Origin of the sequence: Streptomyces phaeochromogenes (assembly GCF_001418655.1) — a bacterium.
Lineage (GTDB): Bacteria > Actinomycetota > Actinomycetes > Streptomycetales > Streptomycetaceae > Streptomyces > Streptomyces phaeochromogenes.
This window is the reverse complement of sequence record NZ_LIQZ01000108.1, coordinates 20,177-43,077: the sequence shown is the minus strand read 5'-3', so window position 1 is coordinate 43,077 and position 22,901 is coordinate 20,177. Positions and strand designations below refer to the sequence as shown.

The window sequence follows — 22,901 nt, the reverse complement described above, 5'->3', positions numbered from 1 at the left end:
TGCTTACTGCTTACCGCACAGCGAGACCAGCTTCTGCTCTTCGTCGGAGAGGCTGGGGCCGGGTGTGGGAGTGGGTGCGGTCGTGGACTTGGACGGGTCGGGCGATGTTGTACCGGACCCCGACGGGGTCGGCGTAGGTGTCGCCTTGGACGCGGCTGAGGTCCTTGTGGTTCCCGTGACACCGCCGGCCTCGCCCTCACCGGTCTTCGCGTTCTCCTTGCTGTCCGCCTCGCGGCGCTCGGCGTCCTTCTTGCACGCGGACGCCTGGGTGGCCAGCTCCTCGATCTTCGAGCGGGCGTCGGTCAGACCGCCCTCGGCGATCGTGGCCTTGACCTGCTTCTGCTGGTACGGCGGCAGGTACTTGAGTTCGATCTCGGGGTGATCCTTCTCCACCTTCGAGAGCGAGACCCAGGCCAGGTCCTGGCTGATCCCCTGGTACAGCGCGACGTGCTCGTCGTTGGAGCCGACGTAGTACTGCGTCTGCGTCCAGCGGTAGCCGCCGTACAGTCCGCCGCCGATGACGCCGAGCGCGAGCGCGATGTAGAGAGATCTCTTCAGCCACTTCCGCCCGGAGCGCGGCTTGACGAAGTCGTCGTCCGAGTAGCCGCCGAAACCGCCGGCGGGTACGTAGCCGGTGGTGTCGCCGCTGCCGGGCGGGCCGAACTCTCCGCCGCCGCCCTGCCCGGGCACCTGCCGGCCGAGGCTGGAGGCGCGGCCGGCGGGCGTCTGCATGGCGCCGTTGTCGTGCAGCTGGTGCTGGTTCTCGGCGACCGCGCCCACGACGACGGGGGTGTCGGAGAGCTGCCCCGCGAGGGTGTCTCCGCCGTCGATGTCGAGGACGTCGGCCACGATGACCGTGATGTTGTCGGGGCCGCCGCCGCGCAGCGCCAGCTCGATCAGCTGCTGCACGGTCTCCTGCGGGCCCTGGTAGCTGGCGAGGGTGTCCTCCATCGTCTGATGGGAGACGACCCCGGACAGCCCGTCGGAGCAGATCAGGTACCGGTCGCCGGCGCGGACCTCACGGATGGAGAGGTCCGGCTCGACGTGGTCGCCACTGCCCAGCGCGCGCATCAGCAGGGAGCGCTGCGGGTGGGTGGTGGCCTCTTCCTCCGTGATGCGGCCCTCGTCGACGAGGCGCTGCACCCACGTGTGGTCCTGCGTGATCTGCGTCAGCACGCCGTCCCGCAGCAGATACGCGCGGGAGTCACCGACGTGTACGAGGCCGAGCCGCTGCCCGGTCCACAGGAGCGCGGTGAGGGTGGTCCCCATGCCTTCGAGCTGGGGGTCCTCCTCGACCATCATCCTGAGCTGGTCGTTGGCGCGCTGAACGGCCGTCCCGAGCGAGGTGAGGATGTCGGAGCCCGGCACGTCGTCGTCGAGCGCGACGATGGTGGAGATGACCTCGGAGGAGGCCACCTCGCCGGCGGCCTGGCCGCCCATTCCGTCCGCGATCGCGAGCAGCCGCGGACCGGCGTAACCCGAGTCCTCGTTGCCCTCGCGGATCATGCCTTTGTGCGATCCGGCGGCGAAGCGCAGTGACAGACTCATGCGCACCTCGCCCGTCGGCTCCGGGTACATCCGCACGGTGCCCACCCTCCGGTCGGGAGCGCGCCGGGGTCCGTCGTGTGGACCGCCGCTGCCCGCTCGCTCCGCTCGCGCTCATTCATGACGTAGCACTACTTCCGCAGCTCGATGACGGTCTTGCCGATGCGGATCGGCGCGCCCAGCGGGATCGGCGTGGGAGTCGTCAGTCGGTTCCGGTCGAGATACGTGCCGTTGGTGGACCCGAGGTCTTCGACGATCCACTGGCCGTCACGGTCCGGGTAGATCCTGGCATGCCTGCTGGACGCGTAGTCGTCGTCCAGCACGATGGTGCTGTCGTGTGCACGCCCCAGGGTGATGGTCTGCCCCTGCAGGGCGACCGTCGTGCCCGTGAGGATGCCCTCGGAGACGACCAGCTTGGTGGGGGCGCCGCGGCGCTGACGCCCGCCGCCGCTCGGTGGTGCCGCCTGCTGGCGCTGCTGCGGCGGCGCGGCTTGGCGCGCGGCCTGCTGCGGTCGGTTGGCGTCCCTGCGCGAGCCGCGCTGTGTGACGCGCGTTCCGAACAGGTCGCTGCGGATGACCTGCACGGCCACGATCACGAACAGCCACAGTACGGCCAGGAAACCCAGCCGCATGACCGTGAGGGTCAGCTCTGACATTGCCCCCGCTTCACCCTTCGGCTTGCCGGTAAATGATGGTGGTGCTGCCCACGACGATCCGCGAGCCGTCGCGGAGCGTAGCGCGGGTGGTGTGCTGCCCGTCCACCACGATGCCGTTGGTGGACCCGAGATCCTGGACAGTCGAGGGCGTTCCGGTCCGGATCTCACAGTGCCGGCGCGAGACGCCGGGGTCGTCGATCCGCACGTCGGCTTCGGTGCTGCGGCCCAGCACCAGCGTCGGGCGGGAGATCTGATGGCGGGTGCCGTTGATCTCGATCCAGTGCCGCGTACGTCCACCCGGCTGCGGGGCCGCGGCGGGCCGCTGGCCCGCGGGTGCGGCGCCCGGACGGCCGCCGGGGGGCGGCGCGGCAGGCATGGGAGGAGCCGCCGCGGGCGGGTAGCCGTAGCCGCCTGCCTGCCCGCGGGCCGCCGGGGGCGGGCCCGCGGGTGCGCGCTCGGGAGTGGCCTGCTGGTTGGCGGAGGAGGCGAGCGTACGGCTGCGGACCCGGTACAGGCCCGTGTCCAGGTCGTCCGCCTTCTCCAGATGCACCTTGATGGTGCCCATGAAGGTGTATCGCTGCTGCTTGGCGTAGTCGCGAACCATTCCGGCGAGCTCGTCACCGAGCTGGCCGGAGTAGGGGCTGAGCCGCTCGAAGTCGGGCGTGCTCAGCTCCACGATGAAGTCGTTCGGGACGACGGTCCGGTCGCGGTTCCAGATCGTGGCGTTGTTGTCGCACTCGCGCTGGAGCGCTCCCGCGATCTCCACGGGCTGGACCTCGGACTTGAACACCTTGGCGAAGGTGCCGTTGACCAGACCTTCGAGACGTTGCTCGAACTTCTTCAGGACTCCCATGGGGCACCTCCTCCTTCGTCGTTGCCCTGGTACTGCTTACTGATCGTATCCACGCGCCGGGAAATCGGCTGGTTCCCCCTGTCGGCCCGGTCGACAGAAGTCGACGCCCACTGAAGTCCCCTCCCGAAGTTCCCTGGGAAGCCCCTCTTCGAACTCCCCCCGGGCACTCCGTATGAGAAGGATCGTAGAGGTGGCGTCCCCACAGTGTCCCGCACCCGACTGTGGACCCTGGCCCCCTCCTGGGGAGATGGCCTGGACCGGTACGAGGTTGATACGTGAACCGGTTCTCGTTGATACGTGGAGGGTGGGGACGGAGGGATCCGGGGTGCCGTCCGAGGCGGTCCCGCAGGTGACGCAGGCGTGAAGCGAGGCTGATGGGGGGCCGACGCGGAGGTCCGCCGCCCCACCGCCGGCCCTCGGAAACGGATGTGAATCCACCCCATCCACCGTGCTAATCTTCTGCATGTCGGCAGGCGCTCACCCACTCGGTGAGAGACGGACGACACACCCAATGCGCGGGTGGCGGAATAGGCAGACGCGCTGGATTCAGGTTCCAGTGCCCGCAAGGGCGTGGGGGTTCAACTCCCCCCTCGCGCACCACAGGAGACCGGGTCTCCACCAGAACGAAAGTTCCGGTGGGGGCCCGTTCTTCGTTCCCCGGCACATGCACGAACACCTCGTCCGCTCCGGCCGACGACGTGACTGGGCAGGCCCCTGGCGGTGAGGTATCTCACGGTCGGGGGCCTGGTTTGTGTGGGCGCAGGATCGACCCGATGCGGAACAGCTCTCCTCTGACGCTGCCTCGTTATGGCAAGGCGTGTGCGCATCTGTACGTCAACGGGGTGCGCCGGGGTCGCGGCGTTCGTCGGGAGGGCTGGTGGTGACGCTGGCCTTCTTCGGCTTCTTCCCCGGGCTTCATGTCATCGGCTGGGCCCCTCGGCCCTGCGACGTGCGGCTCGTGCGGGCAGGGCCTAGGGTGCCGGTCCGGCCGAGTGGTGGGAGTGGGCTCTGTGAAGGTGATCCTCTTTGGGGCGACCGGGATGGTCGGGCAAGGGGTTCTGCGGGAGTGTCTGCGGGACGCGGGTGTGGAGAGTGTGCTGGTGGTCGGGCGGTCGGCTGTCGGGGTCTCGCATCCGAAGCTGAGTGAGGTCGTGCGGGCCGATCTCATGGATCTCGGCGGGCTCGAGAGCGAGCTCTCCGGGTACGACGCCTGCTTCTTCTGCCTCGGGGTTTCGTCGGCGGGCATGAAGGAGGACGCGTACCGGAAGGTCACGTACGACCTCACGCTTGAGGTGGCGCGTTCGCTGGGCCGCTGGAATCCGGGGCTGACCTTCTGTTACGTGTCCGGGCAGGGGACCGACGGCTCCGCAAAGGGGCGGGTGATGTGGGCGCGGGTCAAGGGGGAGACGGAGAACGCGCTGCTCGCCCTGGACGGTGTGGAGGCGTACATGTTCCGGCCGGGGCTCATCCAGCCGCTGCACGGAATCCGGTCGAAGACCCGGGTGTACCGGGCGATGTACGCGTTGACCGGGCCCCTGCTGCCCGTCCTGCGGAAGCTGGCGCCCCGGCGGATCACCACGACCGAGCAGGTGGGCCTGGCGATGATCGCGGTTGCCCGGGACGGGGCGGCCGAGCGGGTGCTGGAGACGGACGGGATCAACCGGGCGGCGGCAGCGGCCTCGTAGGGGCGACTTCCGTCGTGATGGGGTTTCTGGGGCCGCGGTGGGGTCCCCAGGGGGAAATGGGTCTCCTAGGGATGCCCATCAGTGAAAGTGCCCTCTCCGTAGAGGGTGAAAAACGGTCGTGCGGCGCCGCCTTCGGGCGCCTTGGGCGCCGTACGACCGGGGTGCGTGCTCACGCGGTGAAGTGTCAGGCCGCCTTGGCCGTGAGCTGTTCGGCGAGGGTCCTGGCCTTGTCGGCCGCCTCCCGCAGGGCCTTGGCGCGGGAGGCCTCGAAGAGCGGGACCAGCTCGGACATCGCCGGGACGTGCGGGGCCATCGTGAGCTCCGGGACGATGAATTCGAGGTCCAGGCCGAGCATGTCCTTGAGGATGGCCTCCAGATAGTTCTGCACGTACTCGTAGCCCTCGCGCGGAGTGCCCGGCGCGTAGGAGCCGCCACGGCTGGCCACGACGGTGACCGGGGTGCCCTTGGCGGACGGGGTCTCGCCCGCGGTACGGCCGACGAGGATCACGTTGTCCAGCCACGCCTTGAGGGTCGACGGGATCGAGAAGTTGTACATGGGCGCGCCGATCAGTACGGCGTCCGCCTGCTCCAGCTCCTCGATGAACTTCACGCGCGCGGCGAAGGCGGCGGCCTGCTCCGGGGTGTGCTCGGACGGATCGGCGAAGCCGGCGCTGTGGGCGTCGGCGGTGATGTGCGGCACGGGATTCACGGAGAGGTCGCGGTAGATCACCGTGCCCTCCGGGTGCTGCTCCTCCCAGCTCTTGCGGAAGGCGTCCGTGACGGCGCGGGACGCCGAGGCGGGACCGGGGAAGACGGACGAGTCCAGGTGCAACAGGGTGGCCATGAGTTCTCCAGGGGGCTTCGTTTCTGTTCGTAACTATGAATAACACAGCTACTTACTTTTTTTCACCCCCTCACGGGAGACCAGTACCCTGAAGGGCATGGCGGTCCAGGAAAACCACGACGCTGCGTCGTGCAGGCGGGTGGACAACGGCATCACCCAGGTCTTCCAGGTGCTCGGAAAGCGCTGGACGGGCCCGATCGTGGCCGTGCTCCTGCCCGCCCCCGTGCACTTCGCCGACCTGCGCCGTGCCATCCCCGGCATCAGCGAGCGCATGCTCTCCGACCGGCTCACCGAGCTGGCGACGGTCGGGCTGGTGGTGCGCGAGGTCGACGACGGGCCGCCGCTGCGGGTCTCCTACCGGCTGACGGAGGCGGGAGCGGCGTTGGAGCCCGCGCTGGGGGAGCTGGGCGCGTGGGCGAAGACGTATCTGGCGGAGGACGGACGCTGCCAGGAGCAGTTCCGGCGCTAGCACCGCCTGCCGGCCGTCGTCCTGTTGGTTGTCGTCGGCGCTGAGCTGGTGTGTTTTCCACAGGTGCGGAGTTGTCCACAGGGGCTCACGCGGATCGCCGCCCGGCGGTACGGTCGTCTCGAAATTGATGTTCGTGGCTGATGCTCGTGACTGATGTTCGTGCGCGGGGGAGGCGGTTCGGGTGAGCGAGACCGGTGGTGTGGTGGCCGGGGCGGCAAGGGTTCCGGCGGTGCGCGGGTTCGCGCGGCTGTCCGGAGAGGGGTCGGCGAAGGAGCAGGGCTCGCCCAAGGAAGAGGGCAAGGCGCTGCGAGGCAGCGTCCCGCGCAGTGCGCACTCCTCCATCGACACGAACGGCGACCGCCCGGACGCGGTGACCGCGGTCGACGCGTCCAATCACGGCCGGATCCCCGGGCTCACGCCGATACGGGTCGGCCGGATGGCGGCCACCCCCTTCGCCTTCCTGCGCGGTTCGGCCGGACTCATGGCCTACGACCTGGCGCGTACGCCGCTGACCGGCATCGGCGCCCAGATCTGCGGCGACGCGCACGCGGCGAACTTCGGTCTGTACGGGGACGCGCGCGGCGGTCTCGTCATAGACCTCAACGACTTCGACGAAACCGTCCACGGGCCGTGGGAGTGGGACCTCAAGAGGCTCACGACCTCGCTCGTGCTCGCCGCCCGGGAGGCGGGGGCGGACGAGGACACCTGCCGCAAGGCGGCGTACTTCGCGACCGGTTCGTACCGGCGCACCATGCGGCTGCTCGCCAAGCTCCCGGTCCTGGACGCGTGGAACGCCATCGCGGACGAGGAGTTGGTCTCGCACACCGACGCCCACGATCTGCTCGGCACGCTGGAGCGGGTCTCGGAGAAGGCCCGTGGCAACACCAGTGGGCGGTTCGCGGCCAAGTCGACGGAGGTCGTGGAGGGCGGCGGGCGCCGCTTCGTCGACGCCTCGCCGGTGCTGCGGCGCGTGCCGGACGAAGAGGCCTCCGCGGTCGCGCGGTCGCTGGAGGAGTATCTGGCCACGCTCTCCGAGGACCGTCTCCCGCTCCTCGCGCGGTACGAGGTGCACGACGTGGCGTTCCGCGTGGTCGGCACGGGCAGCGTGGGCACCCGCTCGTACGTGGTGCTGCTCCTCGACCACCGCGGTGAGGCCCTTGTCCTCCAGGTGAAGGAGGCCCGTACGTCCGTCCTGGTGCCGCATCTGGCGACGGCCGGCCTCGCGGTGCCCGAGGTCGAGCACGAGGGCCGCCGGGTCGTCCTCGGCCAGAAGCGGATGCAGGTCGTCAGCGACATCCTCCTCGGCTGGACGTCGGTCGAGGGGCGCCCCTTCCAGGTGCGGCAGTTCCGCAACCGCAAGGGCAGCGTCGATCCCGCGGCGCTGGCCGCGGACCAGATAGACGACTACGCCCGGATGACAGGGGCCCTGCTGGCCCGGGCGCACTCGCACAGCGCCGATCCACGGCTCATCGCCGGGTACTGCGGCAAGAGCGAGGAGCTGGACGAGGCCGTCGCCACCTTCTCGGTCGCCTACGCGGACCGGACCGAGGCCGACCACGCGGAGCTGGTGGCTGCCGTGCGGGCGGGGCGGATCGAGGGAGAGCTGGGGGTCTGACGGGGCGGCGAAAGCCCGGGGAAGGCGTCCGGGGAAGGCCCCTGGCCAGGCAGTTCGAATAGGTGGCTGAGCCGTGGCCTAGGCTGGGCGGGTGACGACCCCGGAAGCTGATCAGCCCCCGTCCGAGCCCCTCGCGGAACCGGGCTCCGGTGAGCCGCGCGCCGAGAAGGTGCCGTCTGCCGAGTCGGACACCGAGAAGCCCGATGAGCCGTCTGTCGAGCCGTCCACTGAGGCATCTGTTGAGGCAGCCGCTGAGGCATCTGCTGAGTCGGGCGCCGAGCCGGGTGCTGAGCCGTCGGTTGAGGCGTCTGCCGGGTCGGGCGCCGACGTGCCGCCGTTGTCGGACGCGGTCGGAGGTGGTGGGGCCGGAGGCGACGAGTCTGCGGACGGCTCCACGGCTGGTGACGGGACGGCGGACGCCCCAGCGGTGGGCGACGAGCCGGTAGGTGGCTCGACCGCGGGTGCAGGGTCGATGGGTGGCTCGACCGCGGGCGATGGGACGGCAGGCGGCTCGGCGGCCGGTGACGCGATCGCGGGTGACGCCGGAGGTGAGGGGCAGGAGCGGCCCGAGGCGCGGTTGGAGCGGGCCGTTCGGGCGGCCGAGCAGGCGTTGATCGAGTTCGAGATCGCGGTGGAGACGTTCCGGGTCGAGGTGGAGAACTTCTCCAGGCTGCACCACCAGAAGCTCGGGCCGATGTACTCGCGGCTCGACGAGCTGGACGCGCAGATCGCCGAGGCGCGGGCCGCGAGCACCGGTGACCCGGAGGACGTGCGCAAGGCGAAGGAGGCACGGGCCCGCGTCATGCCGATGCCGGGGATAGAGGAGTTGTTCCACGACTGGCTCGACTCGGACGGGCTGTCCCCGGAGGCCTCGGCCATGCTGACCGATCAGCCGGTGCGGCCACCGCAGCGGGTCCGGCCGAGCGACGAGGCGCGCAAGCTCTACCGCGAGCTGGTCCGCAAGGCGCACCCCGACCTGGCGCAGGACGACACGGAGCGCGCGCGGCGCGACGAGTTCATCTCCCGGGTCAACGCGGCGTACGGCCGTGGGGACGAGCCCCTGCTCCGGGAGCTGTCCGAGGAGTGGGCCGCCGGTCCCGTCTCCGAGGAGTGGCGCCCGAGCCGCAGCGAGGAGCTCTACGTCCGTCTCGAATGGCTCGCCCAGCGCAAGGAACTGCTCGCCCTTGTCGCCCGCGACCTGGAGGAGAGCGCGATCGGCGCGATGCTCAAGATCGCGCCGGACGACCCCGACCGGCTGCTGGAGGAGATCGCCGAGCAGCTGCTGGCGCAGGTCAGCGAGCGGGAGGCCGAGCTGGCGGGCCTGCTCGGCAGCGGGGCCTGAGGGCAGGCTTCGGGTGACGTCGGCCCTGGGAGCAGTGGGGTGACGTTGGCTCCGGGACCAGTGGCGTCCGTCCGTGTGCACCGGGCCGAGCTGCGGAATGGCCGGGTCGGGTAGCGTCGGGGCATGAGTTTCGGAGCTGGTGTGCCCACGGTCGAGGTCTCGGACCTCGCGGACGGTGACTTCCTGCTGGACGTCCGGGAGGACGACGAGTGGCAGGCGGGTCACGCCGAAGGGGCGCTGCACATTCCCATCAGTGACTTCGTCGCACGCTACGGCGAGCTGACCGAGGCGGCGCCGCAGGACGGCAAGGTCCATGTGATCTGCCGCTCCGGGGGCCGTTCGGCACAGGTCGCGATGTACCTGGTCCAGCAGGGCATCGACGCGGTGAACGTCGACGGCGGCATGCAGGTCTGGGCGGCAGCGGGCCGTCCTGTCGTGAACGCGGAGGGGCAGTCGGGGTTCGTGCTCTAGCCGACGCCGACCCGGGGCGGCCGGGTTTCCCGGCCGCCTGCCTGTCTCAAGGCTGCCTGCCTGTCTCAAGGCTGCCCGGCCGTCTCAATGCACCTCGCTCATCCCGGAGCCTCGCGCTCAGCCCAAGGGATGCGCCGCCAACAGGTCGCCCAGTGCCTCCTCGTGTGCCGCTGCCGGGCCGAGTGAGAGTTCCAGGTGCTTGGCCCAGGCGTGGTACCGGTGCAGGGGGTAGTCGGTGTCCGCGCCGATGCCGCCGTGCAGATGCTGCGCGGTCTGCACGACACGGCGTACGCCCTCGGAGGCCCAGATCTTGGCGACGGCGATGTCACCCGACGCTGGGAGCGCCCCGCCCGCCCCCGAGCTGATCCGCCACGCGGCCTGCCAGAGGGTCGCCTCCATCGCGCGCAGGTCGATGTAGCGGTCGGCGGCCTGCACGGCCACGGCCTGGAACGTGGCGACCGGGAACCCGAACTGCTCCCGCTTGCTGGTGTATTCGCTCGTCATCCCGAGCACTCCCTCGCCCAGCCCGAGCGCCAGCGCGCACGTCCCGGTGGCGAGCAGGTCACGCAGCGACTTCCAGGCTCCGTCGGCGTCGATGACGTCACGGGCGGGAACGTGTACGGAATCCAGCCGGAGTTCGCCGAGCCGCTCGCCCGATGTCGAGAACTGCTCGGCGAGCAGCACGCCTTCGTGGACGCGGGGGACAAGAGCGAGCACGGAGCGGCCCGAGTCGCTGCTCAGCGCGGGTACGAGGACGAAGTCGGCGTTCTGCGCCCAGGGGACGGCCGTCTGCATCCCGTCCAGCACCCACAGGTCGCCCTCCGGCCGCGCGGTCACGGCGAGTTCGGCGCCGTCGTGGCCGGTACGTCCGTTCGCGGCGACCGTCAGGACCAGTTCACCCCGGCCGGTCCGGGTGAGCAGGTCCGCCTTCAACTCCTCGCCGCCGTACGTCTGCACGGTCACCGCGGCAGCGGTGGTCTCCAGCAACGGCACCCGCGCGAGCACCTTCGCCGACTCGCGCAGCACCAGGCAGAGCGCGACGGCGTCCAGGCCCGCGCCGCCGTGGCGGGCGTCGAGCAGCAGGCTCAGCAGGTCCGCGTCGGCGAGTTTCGCCCACAGGGCGCGGTCGAAGTCGTCCGCGACGGCACCGGCGGTGAGCGCGGGACTCGGCACACCGTCCGGCGCGACCCCCGCGAACACCGCCCTCGCCGCCTCCACGGCCGCCTGCTGCTCCTCGGTGAAGGTGAAGTCCACGGCCTTGTCCTTCCGGCGGATCCGTTGATCTGGCGGAGCGTCAAGATAGAACAGGTTCTAGAAGAAGGGAACGGTGCGGGCGGGCCGAGCCGGTCCGGCCGATCGCCGGAGGGCTGCCGACCGACAGGCTGACCGGCAGGCCGATCGATCGGTCGGTGTGTTCGATTCGGGGAGGAGCGAGGGTCGTAAGGTGTCAACCGCTGTGGATAACCTCGTGGCCTCTGTGACCCATGGGACTGTGCTCGGCGGCCGGGCCTGAGTACCGTGCCGGTGCGACTGTCGCGGGACGGGCGACGGGAATCGGACGGACTTCGGGAACGGGGCGGAATGGACGCGTACGACAAGGGCTCGAACGCCCGGCCCGTGCCGGGTGAGCCCGCGGCGGCCGTCCCCGTCCCCGACAGTTCTCCGCCGGACGGCCACGAGACCGCAGACGATCACAAGACCTCGGACGGCCACGAGACCTCGGACAGTCCTGGGCAGAAGCTCTCCGGCGAGGCTCCCGCCCGGATCCCCCAGCAGTACGGCGACCCGCAACGCGACGACCAGCGATACGACGGCCGGTACGACGACGAGCAGTACGTCGACACAGCCCTCGCCGGTCCCCCGCTCCCCCCTCCCACCGGCATCGCCGCCCTCTCCCTCCCGTACCAGATCGCTGCCGCGCTCGCGCTCGCCGTCGTCGCGGTGGCCGCCTGTGTGCACGTCGGCATGGTCTTCCTGCATGTCGCGCCGTCGAACACGGTCACCAAGCAGCACGGGCAGGCGATCGACGAGTGGATCTACCCCGAGTTCGAGCAGAACTGGAAGCTCTTCGCGCCCAACCCGCTGCAGCAGAACATCGCGGTCCAGGTCCGCGCCGACGTGCGGGCCGCGGACGGTGAGATCAGGACGACCCGCTGGTACGACCTCTCCGCGCTGGACGGTGCCGCCATCGACGGCAATCTGCTGCCGAGCCACACCCAGCAGAACGAGCTGCGCCGGGCCTGGGACTTCTTCGTGGCCACGCACGACAACGCGAACCGTCCGAACGGCCTGCGCGGCTCCCTCTCCGAGAAGTACCTGCGCCGCATCGTCGTCCTGCGCCTGGACCGCGAGCAGGCCGGCGGCCGGGGCGCGGTCGTGCAACAGGTCCAGGTCCGCTCCCGTACGAGCAATGTGCCGCCTCCGAAGTGGAGCCAGGAGCAGGTGTCCGACAAGCCCATCGTCCGCGTGCTGCCCTGGTGGCCGGTCTCGGAGGCCGACCGGGCGGCCGGGACGCGGCCCGCGGAGTCCACGGGGACGGAGGCGAGCGCCCGATGAGCGACCTCGGCCACGACCCGACGGGCAACCCCGACCCGCTGGGCAACCACGAACCGACGGGTGACCGCGACCCCAAGCCCACCCCGCCGGACAACCATGACCGCGGTCCCAACCCGGCCGGCGTCCCGGCGAGCACCCCCGACCACCACCGCACGAGCACCCTCAGCCGGGACCGGACGCGCACCCTCGGTCGGGAGCGGCTCGCCGGCCGGATAAGCCGGTTCGACCGTAGTCACCGCGTCGACCGGACCCTCGCGCACGCCATCACACGCGTCACCGGCGAGGCGCTCGGCCCGTACCAGAGCGCCGTGATCCGCATAGGTTTCGCCGCGACCTGGCTGCTGTTCCTGTTGCGGGAGTTCCCGCACCGCGAGGAGCTGTACGGGCCCGACGGCCCCTGGAGCTGGGACCTCGCCCAGCAGCTCATCGCGAGCAATCACGCCTTCACGGCCCTGATGTGGGCCGACGGCCAGGTCTGGTTCGGGATCGTCTACGCGTTCGCCGTACTGTCCAGCTTCCTGCTGATGCTCGGCTGGCGGACCCGGACCATGTCCGTGCTCTTCATGGTCGGCGTGCTCTCCCTGCAGAACCGCAGCATCTTCATGGGGGACGGCGGCGACAACGTCATCCACCTCATGGCGATCTACCTCGTGCTCACGCGCTGCGGACAGGTCTGGTCGCTGGACGAGCGGCGGGAGCGCCGAGCCAGGGACGCATGCGCGCGTGGAGCGTGGGTGGGCCCGGACAGGGCCGGTCCCGTCCTCTGGACAGTGCTCGGCCTCGTCCTGGCCGCGGCCACGCTCGCGGGGAAGATCGACGGCGGCTTTCTCGGCGGCTGGCGGACGATCTACTGGGGGCTGTGGGCCGTACAGGGCCTGTGGTGGCTGGCCGGCCGGTACGGCCGGAGCGTCCAGCCCCGCATCCTCCTCGACGTGGTCGCCAACCTCGTCCACAACGCCGCCCTCTTCGTGATCATGGCCGAGGCGTGTCTGATCTACGCGACCGCCGGCTGGTACAAGATCCAGGGCACGCGCTGGCAGGACGGCACCGCCGTCTACTACCCCCTCCACCTGGACTACTTCTCCCCCTGGCCGGCTCTCTCCGATCTGCTGTCCGCGAGCGGCACGCTGATGCTGCTCGTGACGTACGGGACGGTGATCGTGCAGGTCGCCTTCCCCTTCACGCTGTTCAACCGGCGGGTGAAGAACGTCCTGCTGGCCGCCATGATCACCGAGCACGCCGTGATCGCCGTCGTGCTGGGCCTGCCGTTCTTCTCGCTCGCGATGATCGCCGCCGACGCCGTGTTCCTGCCGACGTCGTTCCTGCGCCGCGTGGGCGGATGGGCGGCACGCGCGCGTGGACGGCTGTTTTCGCGTCTGGGCCGAACGCTTCGTACGGTCCCGCGGCCCCGCAAGGAGCCGGAGCGCACCCCGGAGACGGCCGAGAGGGCCGAGCCTCCGCACGTAGGCTTCACGGCATGACGGACGACCCCCGCGACCTCGATCCCGTCGACCCCCGCGATCTTGATCCCGTGAGCGCCTGGCGTCGGCTCGCCGGCACCTCCGTGCTGCTCGACGGCTTCCACGCCCTCAAGCACGCCGTGCGCTTCCGGGCCGAGATCCCGCTGGCGGTCACCGCCGATCGACAGGCCGCGCTCGCCCTCGCCGACGACCTGGCCCCGGACGTACGGGACACACTGGACGCCCTCCTGACGGAGGTCCCGCAGGCCGCGTACGAAGCCCTCGTCCCGCGCCCGCACCCCACCGCCGTGGCCGCCCTGGCGGTACGTCCCGAGCGCGCAGCCAATCTGCGCGTGCTGGCCCGCACGCCCCGCATCGCGCCCGTGGTCGTCCTCGACCAGCCGCGCAACCTCGGCAACGCGGGTGCCGTGATCCGGCTCGCGGCCGGTTTCGGGGCGACGGGGGTCGTCACGACCGGCACGCTCGATCCGTGGCATCCCACGGTGGTACGCGCCGGGGCGGGCCTGCACTTCGCCACGGCCGTCGAGCGGCTGACCGTGGACGAGCTGCCCGCCGGGCCGGTGTTCGCCCTCGACCCCGAGGGCGAGGACATCCGGGCGCTGAAGCTTCCGGACGACGCGGTCCTCGCCTTCGGCTCCGAGCGCAGCGGGTTGTCGGGTGAACTGCGCGCCCGTACGGACCACTTGGTCTCGCTGCCGATGCGGCCCCAGGTCTCCAGCTACAACCTCGCCACCAGCGTGGCGATGACCCTGTTCCACTGGAGTGCCTCGTAGGTACGGGGTGCCCCATCAGGGGCGCGGGGAACTGCGCGACCAGCCACACCGGTCCGCAGTCGCAAGACGTCCCGCGCCCCTCGGGCCGAATCCTCACGCCTCCCGGCGAACCTCCACCACGCGGAACCGGTTGGCCACGAACGCCCCGTCGCACAGCGCGGCGTTCGCCGCCGGGTTGCCGCCCGAGCCGTGGAAGTCCGAGAACGCGGCGGTCTGGTTGACGTAGACCCCGCCGGTCAGGTTGAGCGAGAGCTGGGCGCACTCCTCCAGGCAGGCCTCCTGGACGGCCTCCTCGACCTCCTCCGAGGTCGTGTACGCGCCCACGGTCATCGCGCCCCTGCTGCTGATGGTCCGCCGCAGCAGCGCCACGGCGTCCGCCGCCGAGTCGACCGCGACCGCGAAGGAGACGGGGCCGAAGCACTCGTTCATGAACGCGGCCTGGTCGTCCGGCTTGGCGCCGTCCAGCTTCACGATCACCGGGGTGCGTACGACCGCGTCCGGGAACTCGGGGTTGGCGATCTCCCGTGAGGCGAGGGCGACTTCGCCCAGACCGGCGGCTGCCTCCAGGCGGGCCTTCACGTCAGGGTTCACGATCGCGCCCAGCAGGCCGTTCGCCCGGGCGTCGTCCCCGAGGAGTCCGCCGACCGACCTCGCGAGGTCGGCGACCACCTCGTCGTACGACCGGGGGCCCTCCTCCGTACGGATGCCGTCGCGGGGGATGAGGAGGTTCTGCGGGGTCGTGCACATCTGGCCGCTGTAGAGGGACAAGGAGAAGGCGAGGTTCGACAGCATCCCCTTGTAGTTGTCGGTCGACTCCACGAGCACCGTGTTGACGCCGGCCTTCTCCGTGTAGACCTGCGCCTGGCGGGCGTTGGCCTCCAGCCAGTCGCCGAACGCCGTCGAACCCGTGTAGTCGATGATCCGGATCTCCGGGCGTGTCGCCAGCGTCTTGGCGATGCCCTCGCCCGCCCGCTCGGCGGCCAGCGCCACCAGGTTCGGGTCGAAGCCGGCCTCGGCGAGCACCTCGCGGGCCACCTGGACGGTGAGCGCGAGCGGCAGCACCGCGCGCGGGTGGGGCTTCACGAGCACCGCGTTGCCCGTGGCCAGGGAGGCGAACAGGCCCGGATAGCCGTTCCACGTCGGGAAGGTGTTGCAGCCGATCACCAGCGCGACACCGCGCGGCACCGGCGTGAACCGCTTGGTCAGCGCGAGCGGGTCGCGCTTGCCCTGGGGCTTCGTCCACTCGGCGTTGTCGGGGGTGCGGACCTGCTCCACGTACGCGTACGCCACCGCCTCCAGGCCGCGGTCCTGTGCGTGCGGGCCGCCCGCCTGGAACGCCATCATGAAGGCCTGGCCGCTGGTGTGCATGACCGCGTGCGCGAACTCGTGCGTGCGGTCGCTGATCCGCTTGAGGATCTCCAGGCACACCACCGCCCGCATCTCCGCGCCCGCGTCGCGCCACGCGCGCTGCCCCGCGCGCATGGCGGGCAGCAGGGTGTCGACGTCCGCGTGCGGGTAGGTGACGCCCAGCTCGATTCCGTACGGCGAGGTCTCGCCGCCCACCCAGTCGTCGGTGCCGGGCTGGCCGAGGTCGAGGCGGGAGCCGAGGAGGGCGTCGAAGGCGGCCTTGCCCGCCACCGCGTCCAGGCTGCCGTTCTCCCCGTACGCCTTGGGGTGCTCGGGGTGTGGCGACCAGTACGCGCGCGTGCGGATCGCTTCCAGCGCCTGGTCGAGGGTGGGCCGGTGCTGTGCGATCAGCTGGTGCGCGGTGAGTTCGGCGGCCATGAGGGACCAACTCCTCGTCTCATGAGCTCTTCGTCGAGCTCACGACCTGGGCAGAAACGGGCGGACAGAGTTAGAGTAACCGAACGATCGGTCGGGACAAGGGGGTCCGCTGAACCTGTGGACAACCCCGTGCGGGAGGATCGCGAGCATGACAGCACTCGACCTCGCCGGCCCCGTGGCCGTCGTCGGTACCGGCACCATGGGCCAGGGCATCGCTCAGGTCGCGCTCGTCGCGGGCCACCCCGTACGGCTGTACGACGCCGTGCCGGGCCGTGCACAGGCCGCGGCCGACGCGATCGCCGCCCGCCTCGACCGGCTCGTCGAGAAGGACCGGCTGACCGGCGCCGAACGGGACGCCGCCCGCGCCCGTCTGCGCCCCGCGGAGAGCCTCGCCGACCTCGCCGACTCGGGCCTGGTCGTCGAAGCCGTCCTGGAGCGCCTGGACGTCAAACAGCAGCTGCTGCGCGAGCTGGAGGACGTCGTCGACGACGACTGCCTGCTCGCCACCAACACCTCCTCCCTGTCGGTGACCGCGATCGGCGGCGCCCTGCGCAACCCCGGCCGTTTCGTGGGGCTGCACTTCTTCAACCCCGCGCCGCTGCTGCCCCTGGTGGAGGTCGTCTCCGGGTTCGCGACCGACGTCACGTCGGCCACGCGCGCGTACGAGATGGCCCGCGCCTGGGGGAAGACCCCGGTCGCCTGCGCCGACACCCCGGGCTTCATCGTCAACCGCATCGCGCGGCCCTTCTACGCCGAGGCCTTCGCGGTCTACGAGGCCCAGGCCGCCGACCCCGCCACGATCGACGCGGTCCTGCGCGAGTCGGGCGGCTTCAGGATGGGCGCCTTCGAACTGACCGACCTCATCGGCCAGGACGTCAACGAGTCCGTCACGCGCTCCGTCTGGGAGGCCTTCTTCCAGGACGTGCGGTTCACGCCCTCGCTGGCCCAGCGCAGGCTCGTCGAGTCGGGCCGCCACGGCCGCAAGTCGGGGCACGGCTGGTACGACTACGGGGCCGAGGGCGAGCGTCCCGAGCCGCACACCGCGGAGAAGGTCCAGCCGCCCGCGTACGTCGTCGTCGAGGGCGATCTGGGCCCCGCGGCCGAGCTGGTCGCGCTGATCCGCGAGGCGGGCATCCAGGTCCGCGAGGACGAGGAGGACCACGGCACGCGGCTGGTGCTGCCGAGCGGCGGCCAGCTGGCCCTCGCGGACGGCCAGACCGCCGTCGAGTTCCGTGACGTCGTCTACTTCGACCTGGCGCTCGACTACCGCCGGGCGACCCGGATCGCCCTGTCCCACTCGCAGGACACCCAGACCCAGACCCTCGCCGAGGCCACCGGGCTCTTCCAGGCGCTCGGCAAGGACGTCAGCGTCATCGGGGACGTGCCTGGCCTGATCGTCGCCCGCACGGTGGCCCGCATCGTCGACCTGGCGCACGACGCCGTCGCCAAGGGAGTGGCCACCGAGGAGGACATCGACACGGCGATGCGCCTGGGCGTCAACTACCCCCTGGGGCCCTTCGAATGGAGCCGCAGGCTGGGCAGGAGCTGGGCCTACGACGTCCTGGACGACCTGCACATGCGCGACCCGTCGGGGCGTTACGCGCCGTCCCTCGCGCTCTACCGCCACGCGTACGCCTCCGAGAAGCGGGAGGGCACCCCATGACCACTGCCAAGCGCGACACCTACACCCCGGAGACGCTGCTCTCCGTGGCCGTGCGGGTCTTCAACGAGCGCGGCTACGACGGCACCTCCATGGAGCACCTCTCCAAGGCGGCGGGCATCTCCAAGTCGTCGATCTACCACCACGTCACGGGCAAGGAGGAGCTGCTGCGCCGGGCCGTCAGCCGGGCGCTCGACGGCCTCTTCGGGATCCTCGACGAGGAGCACGCGCGCGTGGGGCGTGCCGTGGAGCGCCTGGAGTACGTCACCCGGCGCATGGTCGAGGTCCTCACCGCCGAGCTGCCGTACGTGACACTGCTGCTGCGCGTGCGCGGCAACACCGACGCCGAGCGGTGGGCCCTGGAGCGGCGCCGGGACTTCGACCACCGGGTGGCCGAGCTCCTGAGGGCCGCGGCGGCCGACGGGGACGTACGCGTCGACGTGGAGTTCCGGCTCGCCACGCGGCTGGTCTTCGGGATGATCAACTCGATCGTGGAGTGGTACCGCCCCGACGGGCGGGGCATGGGCGAGCGCGAGGTCGCCGACGCGGTGGTGCGGCTGGTCTTCGGGGGGCTCCGGCAGGAGGACTGACCGGGCCGTCACAGGGCTGCTCCGAGGCGTCTTGGGCCCCTCGAAGGCCGAGCGGGCAGCCCTGGACCGATCAGGTCACCCCTGCGGCTCCAGGTCCTCCTCCTCGAACACCAGCAGCGTCCGTGTGCTGAGCACCTCGGGGATGGCCTGGAGCCGGGTGAGCACCAGCTCGCGCAGTGCCCTGTTGTCGGGCGTGTGCACCAGGAGCAGGACGTCGAAGTCCCCGCCCACCAGCGCGATGTGGGAGGCCCCTGGGAGCGCCCTCAGCTGCTCGCGCACGGTGCGCCAGGAGTTCTGCACGATCTTGAGGGTGATGTACGCCGACGTGCTGTGCCCCGCGCGCTCGTGGTTGACGCGGGCACCGAAGCCGCGGATCACGCCGTCCTCGATGAGGCGGTTGATGCGCGCGTAGGCGTTCGCGCGCGACACGTGGACGCACTCGGCCACGGACCGTATCGAGGCGCGGCCGTCCGCCTGGAGCATCTGGAGGATGTCCTGATCGATGGCGTCCAGCGGGCGCGGCGGTGGTAGGGAGGATCCGGCCTCCGGCCCCTCGGCCATTTGTTCAGGTGCCATGTCCCCCCGCCTCCCTACCATGGACGTACTGCATCCATCTCAGGCTGTGGAGAACCGTTTGTCCACAGCCTGGAGGTGCCTGTAGCCAAAATGTGCCGACGACCGAACAATCGGTAGGTGAGGCGCGTCACTCTCGGCACGTCTCTCGAAGCCGCCCCCCGAGGAGGTGCCGACATGACGGTCATGGAGCAGCGAGGCGCATACCGCCCGACCCCGCCGCCCGCCTGGCAGCCCCGCACCGACCCCGCGCCGCTGCTGCCCGACGCGCTGCCCCACCGCGTCCTCGGCACCGAGGCGGCCGAGCGGGTCGACCCGGAGCTCCTGCGCAGGCTGTACGCGCAGCTGGTGCGAGGCCGCCGTTACAACGCGCAGGCCACGGCCCTCACCAAGCAGGGCCGCCTCGCCGTCTACCCCTCCTCCACCGGCCAGGAGGCCTGCGAGGTCGCCGCCGCGCTGGTCCTCGAAGAGCGTGACTGGCTCTTTCCCAGCTACCGCGACACGCTCGCCGCCGTCGCCCGCGGCCTCGACCCCGTCCAGGCGCTGACCCTGCTGCGCGGAGACTGGCACACCGGCTACGACCCGCGCGAGTACCGGATCGCCCCCCTGTGCACACCGCTCGCCACCCAGCTCCCGCATGCCGTGGGCCTCGCGCACGCCGCCCGCCTCAAGGGCGACGACGTGGTCGCGCTCGCCCTGGTCGGCGACGGCGGCACCAGCGAGGGCGACTTCCACGAGGCGCTGAACTTCGCCGCCGTCTGGCAGGCACCGGTCGTCTTCCTCGTACAGAACAACGGCTTCGCGATCTCCGTCCCGCTCGCCAAGCAGACCGCGGCCCCGTCGCTGGCCCACAAGGCCGTCGGCTACGGGATGCCCGGCCGCCTGGTCGACGGCAACGACGCCGCAGCTGTGCACGAGGTCCTGGGCGACGCCGTCGCCCACGCGCGCGCGGGTGGCGGTCCGACGCTCGTGGAGGCGGTCACGTACCGCATGGAGGCGCACACCAACGCCGACGACGACAAGCGCTACCGCGGCGACTCCGAGGTCGAGGCCTGGCGCGCGCACGACCCGATCGCCCTCCTGGAGCACGAGCTGACCGAGCGCGGGCTGCTCGACGAGGCCGGGATGCGCGCCGCGCGCGAGGACGCCGAGGCGATGGCCGCGGACCTGCGCGAGCGCATGAACCAGGACCCGGCGCTCGACCCGATGGACCTCTTCGCGCACGTCTACGCCCAGCCCACCACGCAACTCCTGGAACAGGAGGCACAGTTGCGGGCCGAGCTGGACGCCGAGGCGCACCACCACGAGCACGGGACCGAGAACGAGCACCAGTCGGAAGGAACGGCCCGATGACCACCGTCGCGCTGAAGCCGGCCACCATGGCGCAGGCCCTCGGGCGCGCCCTGCGGGACGCCATGGCCGACGACCCGATCGTGCACGTCATGGGCGAGGACGTCGGCACCCTGGGCGGTGTCTTCCGGGTCACCGACGGGCTCGCCAAGGAGTTCGGCGAGGACCGTGTCACGGACACACCGCTCGCCGAGGCGGGCATCCTCGGCACGGCCGTCGGCATGGCCATGTACGGGCTCAGGCCGGTCGTGGAGATGCAGTTCGACGCCTTCGCCTACCCGGCCTTCGAGCAGCTGATCTCGCACGTGGCCCGTATGCGCAACCGCACGCGCGGGGCGATGCCGCTGCCCATCACCGTGCGCGTGCCCTACGGGGGCGGCATCGGCGGCGTCGAGCACCACAGCGACTCCTCCGAGGCGTACTACATCGCGACCCCGGGCCTCCATGTCGTCACACCCGCGACGGTCGCCGACGCGTACGGACTGCTGCGCGCCGCCATCGCCTCCGACGACCCGGTCGTCTTCCTGGAACCCAAGCGCCTGTACTGGTCGAAGGACACCTGGAACCCCGACGAGCCGCAGGCCGTGGACCCGATCGGCCGCGCGGTCGTGCGGCGCCACGGCCGCAGCGCCACGCTCATCACGTACGGGCCGTCGGTGCCCGTCTGTATGGAGGCCGCCGAGGCGGCGCGGGCCGAGGGCTGGGACCTCGAAGTCGTCGACCTGCGCTCGCTGGTGCCGTTCGACGACGAGACGGTCTCCGCGTCCGTACGACGCACCGGGCGGGCCGTCGTCGTACACGAGTCGGGCGGCTTCGGCGGGCCCGGCGGGGAGATCGCAGCGCGGGTCACCGAGCGGTGCTTCCACTACCTGGAGGCGCCGGTGCTGCGCGTGGCCGGGTTCGACATCCCGTATCCGCCGCCGATGCTGGAGCGCCACCACCTGCCGGGCGTCGACCGGATCCTGGACGCGGTGGCCCGGCTGCAGTGGGAGGCACAGAGCTGATGGCCCAGGTCCTGGAATTCAAGCTGCCCGACCTCGGTGAGGGGCTCACCGAGGCCGAGATCGTCCGCTGGCTCGTCCAGGTCGGCGATGTCGTCGCCGTCGACCAGCCCGTCGTCGAGGTCGAGACGGCCAAGGCGATGGTCGAGGTCCCCTGCCCGTACGGCGGCGTGGTCACGGCCCGCTACGGCGAAGAGGGCACCGAACTGCCCGTCGGCTCCCCGCTGCTGACGGTCGCGGTGGGGGCACCGGCCTCCGAAGTATCAGCCTCCGGCATACCGGCTTCCGGAGCAGGTGCTTCCGGTACGCCGGCTTCCGGTGGCGAGGACGAGGGCTCCGGGAACGTACTCGTGGGCTACGGCACGCAGGCGCCTCCGGCGAGGCGTGGACGGCTGAGGCCGCCGGGGGTCGGGGCGGCTCCGGGGCGGCGGTCACCGGGTTCGTCCGATGGCGGGCCGGGCTCGGGACGGCACGGCAGTGCTGCCGGCGCTGGAGCCGGGGCCGGATCGGCAGGAAGCCGTCGTGCTGGGCTCCCGGACGCCGACCTGGCCGTCGCGGCGGCGCCCACCGCGCCCACCGCGCCCACCGCGCTCGCCGGGCCCGGCACGGCCCCCCGTCGTCCCGTACGGGACGACGAGACGGTCGTGGACGGGACCGGTGCCGATGCGGGGCGCCGGGCCGACGGTCCCGTGCCGGTGATCTCCCCGCTCGTGCGCAGGCTGGCCCGGGAGAACGGGCTCGACCTGCGGGAGCTGGCGGGCTCGGGTCCCGACGGGCTGATCACGCGCGCGGACGTCGAGCACGCCGCGCGGGCCGCCACGTCCGCTCCGACCGCCGCGCGGCCACCACAGGCCGCGGCGCCCGCGCCCGCACCGACGTCCACGTCCGCGCACGCGCGTGGCACCCGCGTTCCGCTCAAGGGCGTCCGAGGTGCCGTTGCCGACAAGCTCTCCCGGAGCCGGCGCGAGATCCCCGACGCGACCTGCTGGGTCGACGCCGATGCCACGGAACTGATGCACGCGCGCGTGCGGATGAACGAGGCGGGCGGGCCGAAGATCTCCCTCCTGGCCCTCCTCGCCCGGATCTGCACCGCCGCGCTGGCCCGTTTCCCCGAGCTCAACTCGACGGTCGACATGGACGCCAGGGAGGTCGTCCGGCTCGACGCGGTGCACCTCGGGTTCGCCGCGCAGACCGAGCGCGGGCTCGTCGTGCCGGTGGTGAAGGACGCGCACACACGGGACGCGGAGTCCCTGAGCGCGGAGTTCGCACGGCTCACCGAGGCGGCACGGACCGGGACGCTCACACCGGCGGAACTCACCGGCGGGACCTTCACGTTGAACAACTACGGGGTGTTCGGCGTCGACGGCTCCACACCGATCATCAACCACCCCGAGGCGGCCATGCTCGGCGTCGGCCGGATCGTCCCCAAGCCCTGGGTGCACGAGGGCGAGCTGGCGGTGCGGCAGGTCGTGCAGCTCTCGCTCACCTTCGACCACCGGGTGTGCGACGGCGGAACAGCGGGCGGATTCCTCCGGTATGTGGCGGACTGTGTGGAACAGCCCGCGGTCCTGCTGCGAACTCTGTAGCCCCTTGTAGCCCCCTCGGCCCGTACGACCTCGTCACCACCCCCGTCCACATGCTGTGCGCGGGGG

The 22,901-nt window shown here is 71.3% G+C and carries 20 protein-coding genes and 1 tRNA gene; 14 read left to right on the top strand and 7 right to left on the bottom strand.

The annotated features are described in order from the left end of the window. Positions 1–3 precede the first annotated feature (3 nt). The 3 genes from AOK17_RS15600 to AOK17_RS15590 form a co-directional block, all read right to left on the bottom strand. Positions 4–1,578, bottom strand: a complete 1,575-nt coding sequence (locus AOK17_RS15600; protein WP_055613062.1) for a Stp1/IreP family PP2C-type Ser/Thr phosphatase — start codon at positions 1,576–1,578, stop codon at positions 4–6. Positions 1,579–1,676: 98 nt separating this feature from the next. Continuing rightward, positions 1,677–2,201 (bottom strand): FHA domain-containing protein FhaB/FipA, encoded by a 525-nt coding sequence (locus AOK17_RS15595; protein WP_055613061.1) that lies wholly within the window; start codon positions 2,199–2,201, stop codon positions 1,677–1,679. A gap of 10 nt (positions 2,202–2,211) precedes the next feature. Then, on the bottom strand, positions 2,212–3,054 hold the full coding sequence (locus tag AOK17_RS15590; RefSeq protein WP_055613060.1) for an FHA domain-containing protein: 843 nt from the start codon (positions 3,052–3,054) through the stop codon (positions 2,212–2,214). Positions 3,055–3,567: 513 nt separating this feature from the next. Between AOK17_RS15590 and AOK17_RS15585 the strand changes: the two genes are divergently transcribed. Both AOK17_RS15585 and AOK17_RS15580 read left to right on the top strand, forming a co-directional pair. Next, positions 3,568–3,654, top strand: a tRNA-Leu gene (locus AOK17_RS15585). A gap of 410 nt (positions 3,655–4,064) precedes the next feature. Beyond that, positions 4,065–4,739, top strand: coding sequence for a Rossmann-fold NAD(P)-binding domain-containing protein (locus AOK17_RS15580; protein ID WP_206190766.1), 675 nt, complete (start codon positions 4,065–4,067; stop codon positions 4,737–4,739). A gap of 184 nt (positions 4,740–4,923) precedes the next feature. Here AOK17_RS15580 and AOK17_RS15575 read toward each other — a convergent pair whose 3' ends face one another. After that, the gene (locus tag AOK17_RS15575) at positions 4,924–5,583 is read right to left on the bottom strand and encodes an FMN-dependent NADH-azoreductase (protein WP_055613059.1); all 660 of its coding nucleotides are present in this window, start codon (positions 5,581–5,583) and stop codon (positions 4,924–4,926) included. 97 nt (positions 5,584–5,680) lie between these two features. Here AOK17_RS15575 and AOK17_RS15570 point away from each other — a divergent pair, with 97 nt between their 5' ends. From AOK17_RS15570 to AOK17_RS15555, 4 genes are all read left to right on the top strand, one after another. Further along, positions 5,681–6,052 carry a winged helix-turn-helix transcriptional regulator gene (locus AOK17_RS15570; protein ID WP_055613058.1) on the top strand — a complete coding sequence of 124 codons (372 nt, stop codon included), beginning with the start codon at positions 5,681–5,683 and terminating at the stop codon, positions 6,050–6,052. A 181-nt stretch (positions 6,053–6,233) separates the two neighbouring features. After that, on the top strand, positions 6,234–7,667 hold the full coding sequence (locus tag AOK17_RS15565) for a DUF2252 domain-containing protein (protein WP_055613057.1): 1,434 nt from the start codon (positions 6,234–6,236) through the stop codon (positions 7,665–7,667). 472 nt (positions 7,668–8,139) lie between these two features. Next, positions 8,140–9,009 (top strand): J domain-containing protein, encoded by an 870-nt coding sequence (locus AOK17_RS15560; protein WP_055613056.1) that lies wholly within the window; start codon positions 8,140–8,142, stop codon positions 9,007–9,009. 141 nt (positions 9,010–9,150) lie between these two features. After that, complete coding sequence (locus AOK17_RS15555; protein ID WP_055613055.1) at positions 9,151–9,480, top strand: rhodanese-like domain-containing protein; 330 nt, start codon at positions 9,151–9,153, stop codon at positions 9,478–9,480. A gap of 117 nt (positions 9,481–9,597) precedes the next feature. On the opposite strand, the gene AOK17_RS15550 is transcribed toward AOK17_RS15555, so the two are convergent. Next, on the bottom strand, positions 9,598–10,734 hold the full coding sequence (locus tag AOK17_RS15550) for an acyl-CoA dehydrogenase family protein (protein ID WP_055613054.1): 1,137 nt from the start codon (positions 10,732–10,734) through the stop codon (positions 9,598–9,600). A 327-nt stretch (positions 10,735–11,061) separates the two neighbouring features. Between AOK17_RS15550 and AOK17_RS15545 the strand changes: the two genes are divergently transcribed. Genes AOK17_RS15545 through AOK17_RS15535 form a run of 3 tightly spaced genes read left to right on the top strand, consistent with a single transcriptional unit; the run spans position 11,062 to position 14,290 of the window. Beyond that, positions 11,062–12,036, top strand: a complete 975-nt coding sequence (locus AOK17_RS15545; RefSeq protein WP_055613053.1) for a DUF5819 family protein — start codon at positions 11,062–11,064, stop codon at positions 12,034–12,036. After that, on the top strand, positions 12,033–13,517 hold the full coding sequence (locus AOK17_RS15540) for an HTTM domain-containing protein (RefSeq protein ID WP_107102407.1): 1,485 nt from the start codon (positions 12,033–12,035) through the stop codon (positions 13,515–13,517). The genes AOK17_RS15545 and AOK17_RS15540 overlap by 4 nt, the downstream gene beginning before the upstream one ends. After that, the gene (locus tag AOK17_RS15535) at positions 13,514–14,290 is read left to right on the top strand and encodes a TrmH family RNA methyltransferase (protein WP_055613052.1); all 777 of its coding nucleotides are present in this window, start codon (positions 13,514–13,516) and stop codon (positions 14,288–14,290) included. Before AOK17_RS15540 ends, AOK17_RS15535 begins: the two co-directional genes overlap by 4 nt. 93 nt (positions 14,291–14,383) lie before the next feature. Here AOK17_RS15535 and paaN read toward each other — a convergent pair whose 3' ends face one another. Continuing rightward, positions 14,384–16,075 (bottom strand): phenylacetic acid degradation protein PaaN, encoded by a 1,692-nt coding sequence (gene paaN, locus AOK17_RS15530; RefSeq protein ID WP_055613051.1) that lies wholly within the window; start codon positions 16,073–16,075, stop codon positions 14,384–14,386. A gap of 148 nt (positions 16,076–16,223) precedes the next feature. On the opposite strand from paaN, the gene AOK17_RS15525 reads away from it, so the two are divergent. Both AOK17_RS15525 and AOK17_RS15520 read left to right on the top strand, forming a co-directional pair. Beyond that, positions 16,224–17,738 carry a 3-hydroxyacyl-CoA dehydrogenase gene (locus AOK17_RS15525; RefSeq protein ID WP_055613050.1) on the top strand — a complete coding sequence of 505 codons (1,515 nt, stop codon included), beginning with the start codon at positions 16,224–16,226 and terminating at the stop codon, positions 17,736–17,738. After that, positions 17,735–18,325: a TetR/AcrR family transcriptional regulator gene (locus AOK17_RS15520; protein ID WP_055613049.1), complete on the top strand. Its 591-nt coding sequence runs from the start codon at positions 17,735–17,737 to the stop codon at positions 18,323–18,325. Before AOK17_RS15525 ends, AOK17_RS15520 begins: the two co-directional genes overlap by 4 nt. Before the next feature lie 75 nt (positions 18,326–18,400). Here AOK17_RS15520 and AOK17_RS15515 read toward each other — a convergent pair whose 3' ends face one another. Continuing rightward, on the bottom strand, positions 18,401–18,901 hold the full coding sequence (locus AOK17_RS15515; protein ID WP_425424611.1) for an Lrp/AsnC family transcriptional regulator: 501 nt from the start codon (positions 18,899–18,901) through the stop codon (positions 18,401–18,403). 174 nt (positions 18,902–19,075) lie between these two features. On the opposite strand from AOK17_RS15515, the gene pdhA reads away from it, so the two are divergent. From pdhA to AOK17_RS15500, 3 genes are read left to right on the top strand one after another with little or no spacing between them, the layout of a single operon-like run. After that, positions 19,076–20,251, top strand: a complete 1,176-nt coding sequence (gene pdhA, locus AOK17_RS15510) for a pyruvate dehydrogenase (acetyl-transferring) E1 component subunit alpha (RefSeq protein WP_055613047.1) — start codon at positions 19,076–19,078, stop codon at positions 20,249–20,251. Continuing rightward, the gene (locus AOK17_RS15505) at positions 20,248–21,252 is read left to right on the top strand and encodes an alpha-ketoacid dehydrogenase subunit beta (protein ID WP_055613046.1); all 1,005 of its coding nucleotides are present in this window, start codon (positions 20,248–20,250) and stop codon (positions 21,250–21,252) included. The genes pdhA and AOK17_RS15505 overlap by 4 nt, the downstream gene beginning before the upstream one ends. Further along, on the top strand, positions 21,252–22,835 hold the full coding sequence (locus AOK17_RS15500; RefSeq protein WP_055613045.1) for a dihydrolipoamide acetyltransferase family protein: 1,584 nt from the start codon (positions 21,252–21,254) through the stop codon (positions 22,833–22,835). Before AOK17_RS15505 ends, AOK17_RS15500 begins: the two co-directional genes overlap by 1 nt. Positions 22,836–22,901: the final 66 nt, after the last annotated feature.